Annotated in this window: 9 protein-coding genes; 2 read left to right on the forward strand and 7 right to left on the reverse strand. The window is 70.2% G+C overall.

Annotation, left to right across the window (positions count from 1 at the left end):
• Together argJ and QP045_RS14320 are read left to right on the forward strand one after the other, a co-directional pair.
• On the forward strand, nt 1–1,206 hold a 1,206-nt coding region (gene argJ, locus QP045_RS14315; protein WP_422515675.1), incomplete at its 5' end, for a bifunctional glutamate N-acetyltransferase/amino-acid acetyltransferase ArgJ.
• 5 nt (nt 1,207–1,211) lie between these two features.
• Nucleotides 1,212–2,009 (forward strand): inositol monophosphatase family protein, encoded by a 798-nt coding sequence (locus QP045_RS14320; protein ID WP_422515676.1) that lies wholly within the window; start codon nt 1,212–1,214, stop codon nt 2,007–2,009.
• Nucleotides 2,010–2,044: 35 nt separating this feature from the next.
• Here the strand turns inward: QP045_RS14320 and trxA are convergent, their stop codons facing one another.
• The 7 genes from trxA to QP045_RS14355 are packed head-to-tail and all read right to left on the reverse strand — an operon-like array spanning nt 2,045 to nt 13,329.
• Nucleotides 2,045–2,365, reverse strand: a complete 321-nt coding sequence (gene trxA, locus QP045_RS14325) for a thioredoxin TrxA (RefSeq protein ID WP_422515677.1) — start codon at nt 2,363–2,365, stop codon at nt 2,045–2,047.
• 51 nt (nt 2,366–2,416) lie between these two features.
• Nucleotides 2,417–5,854: a double-strand break repair helicase AddA gene (gene addA / locus QP045_RS14330; RefSeq protein ID WP_422515678.1), complete on the reverse strand. Its 3,438-nt coding sequence runs from the start codon at nt 5,852–5,854 to the stop codon at nt 2,417–2,419.
• Nucleotides 5,847–8,816, reverse strand: coding sequence for a double-strand break repair protein AddB (addB, locus tag QP045_RS14335; protein ID WP_422515679.1), 2,970 nt, complete (start codon nt 8,814–8,816; stop codon nt 5,847–5,849). Before addB ends, addA begins: the two co-directional genes overlap by 8 nt.
• Nucleotides 8,809–9,570, reverse strand: a complete 762-nt coding sequence (locus tag QP045_RS14340; protein ID WP_422515680.1) for a nucleotidyltransferase family protein — start codon at nt 9,568–9,570, stop codon at nt 8,809–8,811. Before QP045_RS14340 ends, addB begins: the two co-directional genes overlap by 8 nt.
• Nucleotides 9,567–10,538: an aminoglycoside phosphotransferase family protein gene (locus QP045_RS14345; protein ID WP_422515759.1), complete on the reverse strand. Its 972-nt coding sequence runs from the start codon at nt 10,536–10,538 to the stop codon at nt 9,567–9,569. The genes QP045_RS14340 and QP045_RS14345 overlap by 4 nt, the downstream gene beginning before the upstream one ends.
• Nucleotides 10,535–10,978 carry a tRNA (adenosine(37)-N6)-threonylcarbamoyltransferase complex ATPase subunit type 1 TsaE gene (gene tsaE, locus QP045_RS14350; RefSeq protein ID WP_422515760.1) on the reverse strand — a complete coding sequence of 148 codons (444 nt, stop codon included), beginning with the start codon at nt 10,976–10,978 and terminating at the stop codon, nt 10,535–10,537. Before tsaE ends, QP045_RS14345 begins: the two co-directional genes overlap by 4 nt.
• A 5-nt stretch (nt 10,979–10,983) precedes the next feature.
• Nucleotides 10,984–13,329: a PAS-domain containing protein gene (locus tag QP045_RS14355; protein WP_422515681.1), complete on the reverse strand. Its 2,346-nt coding sequence runs from the start codon at nt 13,327–13,329 to the stop codon at nt 10,984–10,986.
• Nucleotides 13,330–13,447 lie beyond the last annotated feature (118 nt).

A 13,447-nucleotide genomic window follows, 5' to 3' on the forward strand; every position in this document is an offset into this window, starting at 1 on the left:
GCCCCCGCCTCCTTCCCCGTCCTGCCCGCCGTCGCCGGCGTCACGCCGCGCGTCGCCCGCGCGCGCTACAAGAACTGGGATCGCTGCGACCTGACCTTCGTCACCCTGGAACCCGGCACCGCCGTCGCCGGCGTGCTCACGCAGAGCCGCTGCCCGTCGCCGGAAGTCGAATGGTGCCGCAAGGCGCTGGTGCTGGGCCAGGCGCGTGCGCTGGTGGTGAACGCCGGCAATTCGAACGCCTTTACCGGCCACCGCGGGCGTGAGGCGGTGGAAGCCGTCGCGGCACGCGCGGCCGCGCACCTCGGCTGCCAGCCGTCGGACGTGTTCGTCGCCTCGACCGGCGTCATCGGCGTGCCGCTCCCCATCGACAAGGCGGAGGCCGGGCTCGACGCCGCCTTCGTCGCCGAACCCTGCAGCTGGGAAGCAGCGGCAGAGACGATCATGACTACCGACACCTTTGCCAAGGCTGCGACCGCCACCGCGATCGTCGATGGCCGCACGGTCACCCTGGTCGGGATCGTCAAGGGATCCGGCATGGTCGCCCCCGACATGGCGACGATGCTGGGCTTCGTGTTCACCGATGCGGCAGTGGAGCCGGGCTTCCTCCAGTCGGCGCTGTCGGCCGCCAACATCAAGAGCTTCTCGTGCATCACGGTCGATGGCGACACCTCGACCAGCGACACGGTGTTGGCATTCGCGACCGGCAAGGCCGGCAATGCGCCGCTCGTCGACGCGGATAGTGACGGCGCCGATGCCTTTGCCGCCGCGCTGTTCGACGTGTGCCTGGACCTTGCCCAGCAGGTCGTCCGCGACGGCGAAGGCGCCTCCAAGTTCATCCAGGTGGACGTCGAGGGCGCGGAGAGCGACCGCAGCGCCCATGTCATCGCCATGAGCATCGCCAACTCGCCGCTGGTGAAGACCGCGATCGCGGGCGAGGACGCGAACTGGGGTCGCGTGGTGATGGCGGTGGGCAAGGCAGGGGAGCCGGCCGAGCGCGACAAGCTGTCGATCCGTTTCGGCACCACCCAGGTCGCTCGCGACGGCCTTGCCGTCACCGGCTATGACGAAGCGCCGGTTGCCGAGCACCTGAAGGGCAAGACGGTGGAGATCGGCGTCGACCTCGGCATCGGCGAGGGGCGCGCGACGGTTTGGACCTGCGACCTCACCCACGGCTACATCTCGATCAACGCCGACTATCGGAGCTGAACCCTATGACCGATGCCCGTCACGTCGCCGTATCCGCGCTGCTGCGCCAGGTCGCGGCAGAGATCGTGCTGCCCCGCTTCCAGCACCTCGACGCGGCGGACATCGAGGAGAAGGAAAAGGACGATCTGGTCACGATCGCCGATCGTGAGGCGGAACTGGCGCTGGCGGAGGGGCTTGCCTCCATCGACGGCGGCGCGCGCATCGTCGGCGAGGAGGCGTGCGCCGCCGATCCGACACTGCTCGAAACCGTCGGCGACGGGCGCGTGTGGCTGATCGACCCAGTCGACGGCACCAACAACTTCGCTGCCGGCCAGACGCCGTTCGGGATGATGATCGCGCTGGTCGAGGACGGCGTCCCGCAGGCGGGCTGGCTGTACGATCCGGTGGCCGACCGGATGTGCCACGCGATTCGTGGCGGCGGCGCCTTCATCGACGGCACCCGTGTCACCGCGCAAGGCACCGGGCAGGCCGAACCGGTAGCCGCGCTCGCCACCTATTTCATGACGGAAGAGGACCGCGCCGCGCTCACGGCGCGGGTCGCCGGCAAGCTTACGCTGGTAGAGATCCCCCGCTGCGCTGCCGAGCAATACCCGCGGCTGGTGCTGGGAACGAACGACGTCGCGCTGTTCCAGCGGACGCTCCCCTGGGACCATGCCCCGGGCGTCTTGTTCCTGGAGGAAGCCGGCGGCCACGTCGCGCGTGCCGACGGTTCGCCGTTCCGAGTTGGGGACACCCGCCGCGGCATGCTGGGTGCCGCTTCCCCGGCGCTCTGGGATCAGGCCGCGCCGCTCGTATTCGGGTAAAGAAAAGGGGCCGGTGTGACCCGGCCCCGTCTCGCTCAGAGCTCGCCCTGGAGCCAGCCCTTGATCTGGCCCTTGGGTGCCGCGCCGACCTTGGTCGCCGCCGGCTGGCCGTTCTTGAAGAGGATCATCGTCGGGATGCCGCGCACGCCGTACTTGCCGGGTGCGTCCGGGTTCTCGTCGATGTTGAGCTTGGCGATGGTCACTTCCTCGCCCAGTTCTTCCGAAATCTCTTCAAGCGACGGGCCGATCATCTTGCACGGACCGCACCACTCGGCCCAGAAATCCACCAGCACCGGCTTGTCCGCATCGAGGACGTCTGCCTGGAAGCTGGAATCGGTGATCGCCTTGGTCGCCATTATCGTAATCTCCTTGATCGCTGCATTACCTAGGTTCGGTCGCGCGCCGTCTCAAGCGTCCGGCGCGAAGCTTTGCTCCCGCGCCGCCAAGCGCGGCTTGTGCTGATCGAGCAACGCCGCCGGCAGTTCGAGCAGCCGCGGCACCGCCGTATAGAGCAGCGCCGCCTCGATGGTGCGGCCCGGAAAGATCACCGCCAGCGCCGCCGCATAAGCCGCCATCTGCCGCAGGTGATAGGTCGGCGCCTCCGCTGCGGTTTCCGGTGCGCGGCGTCCGGTCTTGAAGTCGACCACCAGCACGCGATCGGGCAGGATCAACAGCCGGTCGACGGTGCCCGACACCACGGTGCCGCCGATGGTCGCGGCAATCGGCGCCTCCGCCAGCGCATCCGGCCCGAACAGCGGCGCAAACCTCGGCTCCTCCAGGATGGAGAGCGCATCACGCACGATCCGGCGGCGCTCGGCCGCGTCATCGACCTGCGCGGCTCCGGCAAGCCAGCGTTCCCCCGCCGCTGCGCGCTCGTCGGGCGCGAGCACCGGCAAGCGTTCGAACAGCTGGTGGAGCAGCCGCCCGCGCTGGGCGGCAGCGCGCATCGCGGGGGTCGGCGGCGGATCCGAGACTTCGTCTTCGCCCAGCGACGATGGCGCGAGCGGCCTTGGCGGGCGTGCTTCCTCGGGCGCGGGCGCGCGCAGCCAGCCGGGGACGGGCTCGACGACGTGGTCGCTCCCCTTCCCGCCCGGGGACCGTAGCGGGAGTGGCTTGGCCGGGGTTCGCCCCCGGAAGACGCGGGTGCCGTCCTCGTCCGCTTCCACGCCCAGGGCGTCGAGGGCGGCACCGGCGGCGGCATGCCAGCTGAGCGGCGGCGCGACACCATTCGCCCGCGACCCCGGCGCGCCCGCGATCACCAGCCGTTCCTCGGCGCGGGTCGCAGCGACGTAGAACAGCCGCCAATGCTCGGCGAGCTCCTTTGCATCCGCCTCCGCGAGCGCGGCATCGAGCGGTCCGTCGCGTTCCCCGGCGCGGGGGCGGAACACCGGAAAGGCCGGTCCCGCATAGCCCTCCGGCGCCCACAGCAAAGTCTCGCGTCGGTTCTGGCTGGGGTCGATGCAGGCGTCCGCCAGGATCACCAGCGGCGCCTGAAGCCCCTTGGCGCCGTGCGCGGTCATCACCCGCACCGAACCGCCGCCCTGCGAAGGATCGCGCTTGATCTCGACATCGCCGCGATCGAACCAGTCGAGGAACCGCTGCAGCGAGGGCGTCGCCACCTGTTCGAAGCTGAGCGCGGCGTTGAGCAGCTCCTCGATCGGGTCGCGCGCTTCCTCGCCCAGCCGCAGCACCAGCTTGCGCCGGCCCTCCATCGGACCCGACAGCAGTTCCTCCAGGAACCGGTACGGGGTCGCCACGTCGGCGCGGCGCAGGATCTGATGAAGCGGCGCCTGCACCTCTTCGGGTTGGGTCAGCCGCAGGTGCCGCCACAGGCTCCCGCGTTCCCGAAGCGCTGCCGCCAGCAACTGGTCTTGGCTCCAGCCGATCAGCGGCGAGACGAGCAGGCTCGCCAGCGAGAGGTCATCGTCCGGCTGGAGCGCGAAGCGGATCGCCGACAGCAGGTCCTGCACCGCAAGCGGCGCGTTCAGCCGCAACCGGTCGATGCCGGCGACCGGCACCCCTTCGGCATAGAGGCGCGCGACGATCAGCGAGGCGAGTTCGCCACGGCGCTTGACCAGCACCATCACGTCGCCTGCGCCCAGCATCCGCCCCTTGCTCTCAAGGGGAAGCGTTCCGATCCAGTCGCGGATGCTGCGGGCAATGCGGCTGGCAAGCGTGCGTGTCGCATCGGCGACCCACCGCTCCTCGCCGTCGTCGCCCTCTCCCACGTCCTCGACGGTCGGCGCCCACAGCGTGACGCTGCCCGGTCCGGCGACCCGGCTGGCGTGCTGCAACCGTTCCTCCATCTCGCCCATGCCGGGCTGAGGGAAGGCGTCGATCGCCGCGTCCACGAACTCCAGCACCGGCGCGGTCGAGCGGAAGCTCTCGGTCAGCGAGAGCGTGTCGAGCGGCTGTGCTTCCGTGTCATATTCCGGCGCCACGGCAGCGCGCTGCTCGAACAGCTGGTGCGCGGCCTTGAAATAGATGGGGTCGGTGCCCTGAAAGCCGAAGATCGCCTGCTTGTAATCGCCCACGACGAACAGCGTGCGCAGCCCGGCGGCACGCGCGCCTTCACCGGCGAAGAACTCGTCGACTAGCGCGCGCACGATCGCCCATTGCTGGGGATTGGTGTCCTGCGCCTCGTCGATCAGGACGTGCTCGGTCGCGAGGTCGAGCTTGAACCGGACCCATTCGCCGATGCCGGGCTGCTCGAACAGCGCCAGGGTGCGCGCGATCAGGTCGTTGAAGTCGACCGCGCCCGCACGACGCTTTGCTTCGGAGTAGGCCGCGGCATAGCGCCGCCCCGCCTCCAGCGCGGCTGCAAGCAGGTCGGCATAGGCAGCCCGGCGGCGCATCGCGACCAGTTCGGCACAGCGGCTGCCGATCGCCTCGGCCGCGATGTCATAGTCGGGCAGTGCTGCCAGGACCTTCGCCGACGCCTTCTTGAGCGTGTCCTTCTGGGTGAAGAACTGGCTGTAGAGCGTGTCGAGCGCCGCCGCACGGTCGGTGGGCTCCGCCCTCAGCCATGCCTCGATCGCGGCTGCGACCTTGAGGCCGGTGGACGTGCCCCAGGCGCGGTTCGCTTCCATCAGGTCGCGCAGCGCCTCGACATCGAAGGCTTCGTCACTGCAGCTGTCGCAAATCGCCCCATCCAGATCACCGCGCGGCAGATCGAACGCATCGCGCAGGAAGCCCGGAAGATCGGCGGGAAGCGCCGCCATGGCTTCGGGCCGGCGCGCGCATTCCGCCAGGAACGCCTCGGCACGCCCCTCTCCCAACCGCAGGCTGAGGGCGGCGATGGCATCGCCCAGGGTCATCCGCCCCTGTCGTTGCTCCTCGACCAGCATCGCGGCGAGCGCGTCACGCGCCATCGCCGCTTCCTCGCGCGCTTCCAGCGGGCGGAAGCCGGGGACCAGCCCCGCCTCGACCGGAAAGGCCGACAGCAGCGTCTGACAAAAGCTGTGGATCGTCTGGATGCGGATGCCGCCGCCCGGCGCGTCCAGCACCCGGGCGAACAAGGTGCGCGCGCGGGCGATCAGCGCATCGTCCTGATGGTCCTCGCCCAGGGCGAACAGATCCTTCTTCAGGTCCTGTTCCGGCAAGCGAACCCAGCGCGCGAGACGCGCGTTGACGCGCTCCGCCATCTCCGCCGCGCCCGCCTTGGTAAAGGTCAGGCACAGGATCGCCGATGGCTCGACCCCGCGCAGGAGCAGCCGGAACACGCGCGCGGTGAGCACGTGGGTCTTGCCGGTGCCTGCCGATGCGGAGAGCCAGACATGGCGGCGCGGATCGCTGGCGCGCGCCTGGCTGCCCTGGAGTTCGTGAAGCAGGCCGGCGCTACTCACGGCCGTACCATTCGTCGCGGCGCATCAACTGGTCATACTCGGCAAAGGGGGCATATTCGGGTTTCAGCTTGGCGGTGAAGGGCTCCCCGCCCGTCAGCCACTTGCCCGCCGCCTCGGTGAAATGGTGCAGCGCGAGCGCGACGAAACGATCGGTCTCGACCCGGTTGAACTTGCCGGCGGGATCCACGGGCGTCGCGACATAGCCGAAGCTGTCGCCCTTCTTGGCGAGCGACCAATATTCGAACGCGGTGGCGGTCCCGCTGATCCCCTTGAAGGCGCCGCGCTCGGCCATCATGCCCAGCAGGCCCAGCTGCAGGCTGAAGCCGTCGCGGACCGCGCGCGTGGAGGGCGGCTGCCCGGTCTTGTAATCGACCACCGCCAGCTCGCCATTCTCCATCCGATCGATGCGGTCGAACTTGCCGCGCAATTCGACGCCCGCGACCTCGACCTTGCCCTCGCCCTCGACGTCCAGGATGGTGCGGCCGGAACTCGCCTGCGCGGCTACCTCCCCCGCGATCCAGTCCACGGCCTCCCGCAACCGCGGCACCCACAGTGCGCGCAGCAGCGGATGCGTGCGCGGATCAGCGGCGAGCCTGTCGACCCGGGCTGCAAGACGGGCAGGATCGAAGCCGTCCTCCTTTGCCCACCCCTCCAGCACCGCATGCACCGCCGTCCCGCGCCAGGCGGCGCTGGGGTCGGCGTCGACGGGATCCAACGACGCCAGCCGGAGCATGCGGCGCGCGTAGAAAGCGAAGGGATCGGCCTTCAGCCGGTCGACTTCCGTGACGGAGATCTGTCGCGGACGCAGCGTCACCGGCGGGCACGGTTCCGGCCGCGACGCCGGTTCATAGCCGCCAGGATCGTCGATCGCATGGGTCCAGGCCGCAAGGTCCTTTGCTCGCCTGAGACCGTCCGCAGCCAGTGCCTCCAGCCGCAGCCAGAAGCGCGAAGCCACCGTCGGGCCGCTTGCGTCGCGATGGGCGCGGGTGAGCAGCACCTCCTTCGCGCCCAGGCTGTTGGCAAGATCATGCGCGGCAAGGCCGATCCGTCGTTCCAGGCCCGGCAGGCCCAGCTCGGCCCGGATGCGCGGCGCGAGCCACGGATCGGGCGCGGGCAGCCCCGGCCATACGCCCTCGTTGAGCCCGCCCAGGATCGTCAGGTCTGCCGTCTGCAGCTGCGCTTCGAGCAGGCCGTAGATCGCCAGCCGCGGGTGACCGCCGTGCTGCGGACGCACCGCGACTTCGTCCATCAACGTGCGCAGCATCGGTCCGATCGATTCGGGATCGACCAGCGCCGGGCCGTGCACCGCCTCCTGCTCCAGCGTATCGAGCAATTCGCCCGCGGCACGCCCGTCAGGCCGCGACCACAGCGCGTCTCCGCCGAGCGCGGTGGCGGCAGCACGCAGGGCGCCGACGAGTTCGGGCAGCGGACGCACCCCACCGGCATAGGTGGTGGCCAGCGGCTCCAGCAGCGGCCGCGTCTTTTCCCACCAGGGTGCGGCCGCCCGGCGCAAGGCACCCTCACGCCCCTCCGCATCGGCGAGAAACGCGTCGATCCCCGCGAGCCCGGGAGCCGGTCGGGGCCCGCGCAACGCGCGATCAAGCCGGCGGACGCCCTCCAGCCACTCCAGCCGCCCCTCTTCGGCGCAAGCGAGCGGATGCTTGAGCAACGCCAGCAGCGGCAGCGGCGCGAAATCCTGTGCCGCGACATCGGCGAGCGCGAGCAGCATCGTCCCGGGCGGCAGCACCGACAGCGGCTGGCCGGCGGTATCGTCGACGGTGATCCCCCAGCGTGCACAATGCGCGGAGACGCGTCGGGCAAGTGCGCGATCCGGGGTTACCAGCGCTGCGGTCTTGCCCTCGGTTTCCAGCGCCTGGCGGAGCGCGATGGCGATCGCCTGCGCCTCTTCCGCCGGCGTCGGCACGTCCAGCGCCTGCACACCCGCAAGGCTGCGCCGTTCCGCCGGAAGGTCGATCCAGTCGTGGGTGCGCTCGGCGGGCGCCAGCGCGCTTTCGATCGTGCGGCTGCGCGCCGGGCGCGCGTCATGCTCGCTGCCGGCCCGCCATGTCTCGAACTCGCGTCGCCCCACCCCCATGCGGTCGAGCAGCAGCTTGAGGTGAAACTGGGGGTGAGTCTCGATCGAGCGACGGCGGCGGCCGGTCACGGGATCAGGCTCGTGCGGCCCGAGCAGGTCCCACTCCGCATCGTCCATGTCCACCGCCAGGCCGGAGAGCACGACGCTTCCATGCGGCAGTTCGGCAATGGCGCGCAGCAGGCGCGCGATCACGGGTGAAGCGCTGGCGATGCCGGCGGCGCAGACGAAGCCCGCCGACGGCGTCGCCCGCCACCGCGCGATCAGCCGGTCGAGCAGCCGCCGACGCCGCACCGCCAGGTCGATGCGGCCAAGCCGTTCCAGTTCCTGCGGCCACCGCACCAGCACCGTCTCGAACATCGCGAGCGAGCGCTCCCAATGCGTCTGGAGCGGCTCGTCGAAACGGATCGCCTTGAGCGCATCGGGCTCCACTTCCTCGACCAGCAACTGGTCGAGCGTGCGCGCGAGGTCGCCCGCAAGCCGCACGGCCTCCGCCGCGTCTACGGGGCGTCCGGCGCGTTTCCGCTCCTCCTCCACCAGCCGCGCCAGGATCATCCGCCTTGCGAGCGGTGCGACTGCGGGCGGGATCGGATCGAGATCGTCGGCAGGATCCGCAAACGGCCCGACTGCCTCGTCGATCTCCGGGTCGCCGACGGCGACCAGCCGGGGCATCAGCAAGCCGCCCCCGCTCGCCCGCACGAACGCGTCGGTGATCGCGCGCTTGGCACGGTTGTTGGGCAGCAGCACGAACCCGCGCGCCAGCGCCATCGGGTCGCGCCCGTACTGGCGCAGCAGGCCGTTTGCCAGCGCATCGGCGAACGCGCGGTGCGGCGGAATCGAATAGAGCCGAAGCCGCGTGGCCTCAGCCATCGGCAAGCGCCGCCTCGGTCTCTCTGATCGCTGCCGGCGTGCCGACGTCGAACCACAGCCCCTCATGGACCATGCCCCACAGGCGACCCGCGTCGAGCGCGCGTTCCCAGAACAGGTTGGTCGAGAACGGTCCCTCCGGCCAGTCGGCGATCAGCCGCGGCGACATGATCTGGAGGCCGGTGAAGACGAACGGCGCCAGCCGCCCGGGCTGACGCCGCCGCGTGATCCGCCCGGACGGATCGAGGTGGAAATCCCCCTGCCCGCGATGGCTGGCCGCGCGCGCAAGCGGCACCAGCAGCAGCAGCGCATCCATGCGCGCATCGTCCCAGGCCTCCGCCAGCAGGCGGATGGCATCGACCGGTCCGTCTACCCACAGATTGTCGCTGTTGACGCAGACGAACGGCTTGTCGCCGATCAGGTCGCGCGCCTGCACCAGACCGCCGCCGGTCTCCATCAACTGGGCGCGCTCGTCGGAAACGACCACCTCCAGGTCCTTCACGCGGGCGCGCAGATGCGCCTCCAGCACGTCGGCGAGGTAATGGACGTTGACCACCGCCCGCTTGACCCCGGCGGCGCGCAGCCGGTCAAAGACATGGTCGATCAGCGGCTTGCCCGCGACCGGCACCAGCGGCTTGGGACGGGTGGCGGTAAGCGGCCGCATCCGCTTGCCGAGCCCCGCCGCCATTACCATCGCCGTCTCCGGCACCGGAACGTCCGGGTTGGGACGCACGGACAGGGTCATGGCATCGCTCATGCGCGCACCTGCATTGGATCGCCCCGAAGTTCGGGCGGGATGTTGGCGTCGAACCACTCAGCGACCGGCGCGAGCACCGGTTCCGCAAGGTCGCGTTCCAGATAGGCCCAGACGCGGGGGCAGAGGCCTGCGTAGCGCGGCTTGCCGTCGCGCTGCCACAAGCGCGTGAAGATGCCGACGATCTTGGCGTTCCGCTGCGCGCCGAGCACATGATAGGCGGCCAGGAAGTCGTCGCCCGCGCCGGTAATCTCACGGTAGCGGGCGAGCATCGCCGCCTCGACGCTCGCATCCACGTCGCGTCGCGCATCCTGGAGCAGCGAGACGAGATCATAGGCCGGGTGGCCGGCAAGCGCGTCCTGGAAGTCGAGCAGGCCCAGCGCCTCTCCAGCGCCCTCGACCAGCATCAGGTTTTCGGCGTGATAGTCGCGCAGCACGGTGACGGCGTCGCCGTGTTCGGCATGGCCGAGCACCGCCTCCCAGGCGGCGCGATAGCCGTTTACGTCGACGTTCAGGCCGACGGCCGGACAATACCATTCCGGCAGCAGCATCGCTTCGCGCAGATAGACGCTGCGATCATAGGGCGGCACCGGCGCGGCGGGATGGTCGCGCAGGCGGATCAGCACGTCGATCGCGGCGGAATAGAGCTGCAACTCACTGCCGGGAGCCGCCTCGACGGTTTCGCGGAGGCGCGCGTCGCCGAAGTCCTCCAGCAACACCAGCCCTTCGGCCGGATCTTCGGCCAGGATCGCGGGTGCCCGGAACCCGCGCTCGCCCAGCCAGCGGGCGAGCTCGACGAACGGGCGCTGGTCCTCCAGCTTGGGCGGCGAGTCCATCAGCACGGCGCTGCGCCCGACATCGAGCGCGCGGAAATAGCGGCGGAACGACGCATCGCCGGCGAGCGGCACGATCTCGGCCCCTCCCCAACCATGCGCTGCGAGAAAGGCGGGCGCCGCGGCGGGCGGGTTCATGTCAGCGGCCATCGTGCTTTCCATGACGGCGGCACCTTAGCTGTCAAGCGGCGGGTGCCATCCGGTTCGGGAGTAAGGGTGAGCCAGAGCGCGTCTTCCCAGGCGCTGTCCGGCAGGCGTTCGGGCCATTCAACGACGAGCAGCGCATCCAGCCGCGCTTCGTCGAGGCCCAGTTCCTCGGCCTCATCCGCATGTTCGATGCGATAGAGGTCGACGTGCAGCACCGGCATGCTGGTTTCGGGCGGCTCATAGGGCTGGACGATCGCGAAGCTGGGCGACGGCGCCTCTTCCATTAAGCCCAGTGCGGCGAGCAGCCCGCGCGCGATGCTGGTTTTCCCCGCCCCCAGCGGCCCCGACAGCGCGATCGCGTCGCCTGGGTTCACGACCCGCGCCAGGGCGGCGCCGAACGCATGCGCTTCTTCCGGGTTGTGCAGCAGCATGGTGCTCATCCCCTGGGCAGTTCGATCGTGACAAGCGTACCCGCACCCTGCTCCGACACCAGCGCGATAGTGCCGCCATGCGCCTCGACGATGCGACGTGCCAGCGGCAGCCCGAGGCCGAGCGCCCGCTCTCCCCGCCGAAGCGCGCCCCCGGGGGCGAACCGATCCAGCGCATGGGCGGCGGTGGTCGCATCCATCCCGGGTCCGTCGTCGGACACGATGATCCGCGCCCTCTCCGCGTCGCCATCGGCATGAAGCAAAACGCGCCCGCGGTCGCGGGTGCCGGCGATCGCGTGGTCCAGCAGGTGGCAGATCGCCTGCCCGATGCGGCGCGGGTCCCCGACCATGTTGCCGACCGACGGCGCCACCTCGACCACCAGTTCGATGCGCTTGGCGGCGGCGGCAGGCAGCATGTCGGCCGCCATCGCCTTGGCCAGCGGGGCGAGGTCAATGTCGCCGCGCTGAAGCGGCGCGCCCTCGCTCGCGGTCAAGTCGAGCACATTGTCGATCAGTTCGGCCAGCCGGTCGACCGACTCCAGGATGGCGCCGGTATAGCGCGACCCGTCCTCGCTCAGCTTGCCAGCGTAGCCGCCGTGCAGCATCTCGGTGAAGCCCTTGATCGAGGTGAGCGGCGTACGAAGCTCATAGCTCATCGCGGCCAGGAACGCCGTCTTGGTCCGGTCGCCCGCTTCCAGCGCCTCGTTGCGGTCGCGCAGGGCCTGCTCGATCCGGCGGCTGTCGGAAATGTCGAGCATCGTCAGCAGCGCGTTGCCGTCCGGCAGCGGCACCGCGCCGAACTCGTAATGCCGCCCGTCTGCCATCGCGAAATGCCCGCCGCGCTGGATGCGCTGCACGGTCGCAAAGCGGATCAGCTCCGGGATCAACACAGCCCGCGACGGGTTGGCGAGCATCGGCGCCGCCCGCTCGGCGATCGCGTCGACGCGCGGATGGTCGTTGAGGAATGCCTCCTCCAGCCCCCACAGCTGGCGGAACTTGCTGTTCCACAGCTGCAGGCGTCCGTCGGCGGAAAAGACGCCCAGCGCCTCGAACAGATTGTCGAAGGTCGCGGTGCGCACCCGCAGCAGCGTGTCGCGCGCGCTCGCAAGCTGCACCTGCTCGGTGCGATCCTCGAAGATCAGCAGCAGCCCGCCCTCGGGCATCGGCTGGGCGACGACACGCAGATAGGTGCCGCCGGGCAGGTGCCAGGGCTCCTCGACTGCCTCGGCCGCGCGGAACCAGGCGCGGCGCTCCTGCTTCCAGCCCGGGAAATCGCGCACTTCGGGCAGGCGCTTGGCTTCCCGCATGCGTTCGAGCACCCGGTCGAACTCGGGCCGGTCCGCCAGCCATTCGCCGCGCATGCCGAAGATGCGCCGGAACGGCTGGTTGCAGAATTCCAGCGAGCGGTCGGCGGAGAACTGGACGACGCCTGCCGACAGTCGGTCGAGCACGGCGCGTTGCGCGAGGCGGAAGCGCTTCATGCCGGCGCGCATTTCCTCGACATCGTGGATGTCGACCGCAAAGCCCGCGATCCCGCCCTCGGGCAGCGGCACGTCATGGACGCGCAGCATCCGGCGGGCGCCGCCGATGGTCGCAGGCATTACGCTCGACTGCGGCTGACCGGTATCGCGCGCGATCAGCGCACTGCCGAGCGGGCCACCCATGCCGTCGCCGTCGACGAGCTCGGCCTGGCGGGACAGCGCCTCACGCGCATCGAACGCGTCGACGGCGCGGACATAGGCGGTGTTGACCATCGCCAGTCGCAGGTCGCTGTCGCGATACCACATCGGCATCGGCGCAGCCTCGATCAGGCCGGAGAGCGCTTCGAAGCCGGTGCGATACTCCTCGATATCGTGGGAGAGCGAGCCGATCTCGGTCTGGAATTCGGTGGCGTCGAAAAACCACACCAGGGCGCCGCCATGCGGCTCCAGCGAAGCCGGGGCACGTTCCCCGGTGGCGGTGAGCGTGCGGGCAGCACCCCGCGCACGTACCTCGATCCGGAAGGGGCGCGCCGCCCGCTGGGCGCCGCCGATCTCCCGCAGAAGCGCCTCGGCACTGCCGGGGTCGAGCCCCTCGTCCATGCCGGTCAGGTCGGCGAGCGTCTGCGGCATCGACGAGAGCCCCAGCCATTCGGCCAGCCGGGGCGGCATCTCCACGCGGCCATCGGCACGCACCAGCATCGCCTGCGCGGGCGATGCCTGCACCAGCGTCGCGTCGATGCCCGCGGCGCTGATCCGCGACCGCGCACGCTTTCGCAGCCACAGGCCACCGGCCAGCGCCCACACCCCCGCTATCAGCAACAGCGCCAATACCGCCCCGGCCAGGATCGCCGAGACGGGGTTCAAAATAATCATCGCCGCACTCGTCCCCGCGGCCGTGCCAGACTGCCTGCCCTCATCACCGGCGGTTTAGGCGATCTCACGCGCCAGCGCCATTCGCACCGCAGCATCAGCACGTCGCTTTATCGTCCGG

The sequence above is a fragment of the Sphingomonas sp. 3-13AW genome (genome assembly GCF_049311085.1).
GTDB lineage: Bacteria > Pseudomonadota > Alphaproteobacteria > Sphingomonadales > Sphingomonadaceae > Sphingomonas.

Coding starts and splice junctions, on each gene's coding strand:
- QP045_RS14320 (WP_422515676.1), top strand. CDS start 1,212: ATGACCGATGCCCGTCACGTCGCCGTATCCGCGCTGCTGCGCCAGGTC.
- trxA (WP_422515677.1), bottom strand. CDS start 2,365: ATGGCGACCAAGGCGATCACCGATTCCAGCTTCCAGGCAGACGTCCTC.
- addB (WP_422515679.1), bottom strand. CDS start 8,816: ATGGCTGAGGCCACGCGGCTTCGGCTCTATTCGATTCCGCCGCACCGC.
- QP045_RS14340 (WP_422515680.1), bottom strand. CDS start 9,570: ATGAGCGATGCCATGACCCTGTCCGTGCGTCCCAACCCGGACGTTCCG.
- QP045_RS14345 (WP_422515759.1), bottom strand. CDS start 10,538: ATGAACCCGCCCGCCGCGGCGCCCGCCTTTCTCGCAGCGCATGGTTGG.
- tsaE (WP_422515760.1), bottom strand. CDS start 10,978: ATGCTGCTGCACAACCCGGAAGAAGCGCATGCGTTCGGCGCCGCCCTG.
- QP045_RS14355 (WP_422515681.1), bottom strand. CDS start 13,329: ATGATTATTTTGAACCCCGTCTCGGCGATCCTGGCCGGGGCGGTATTG.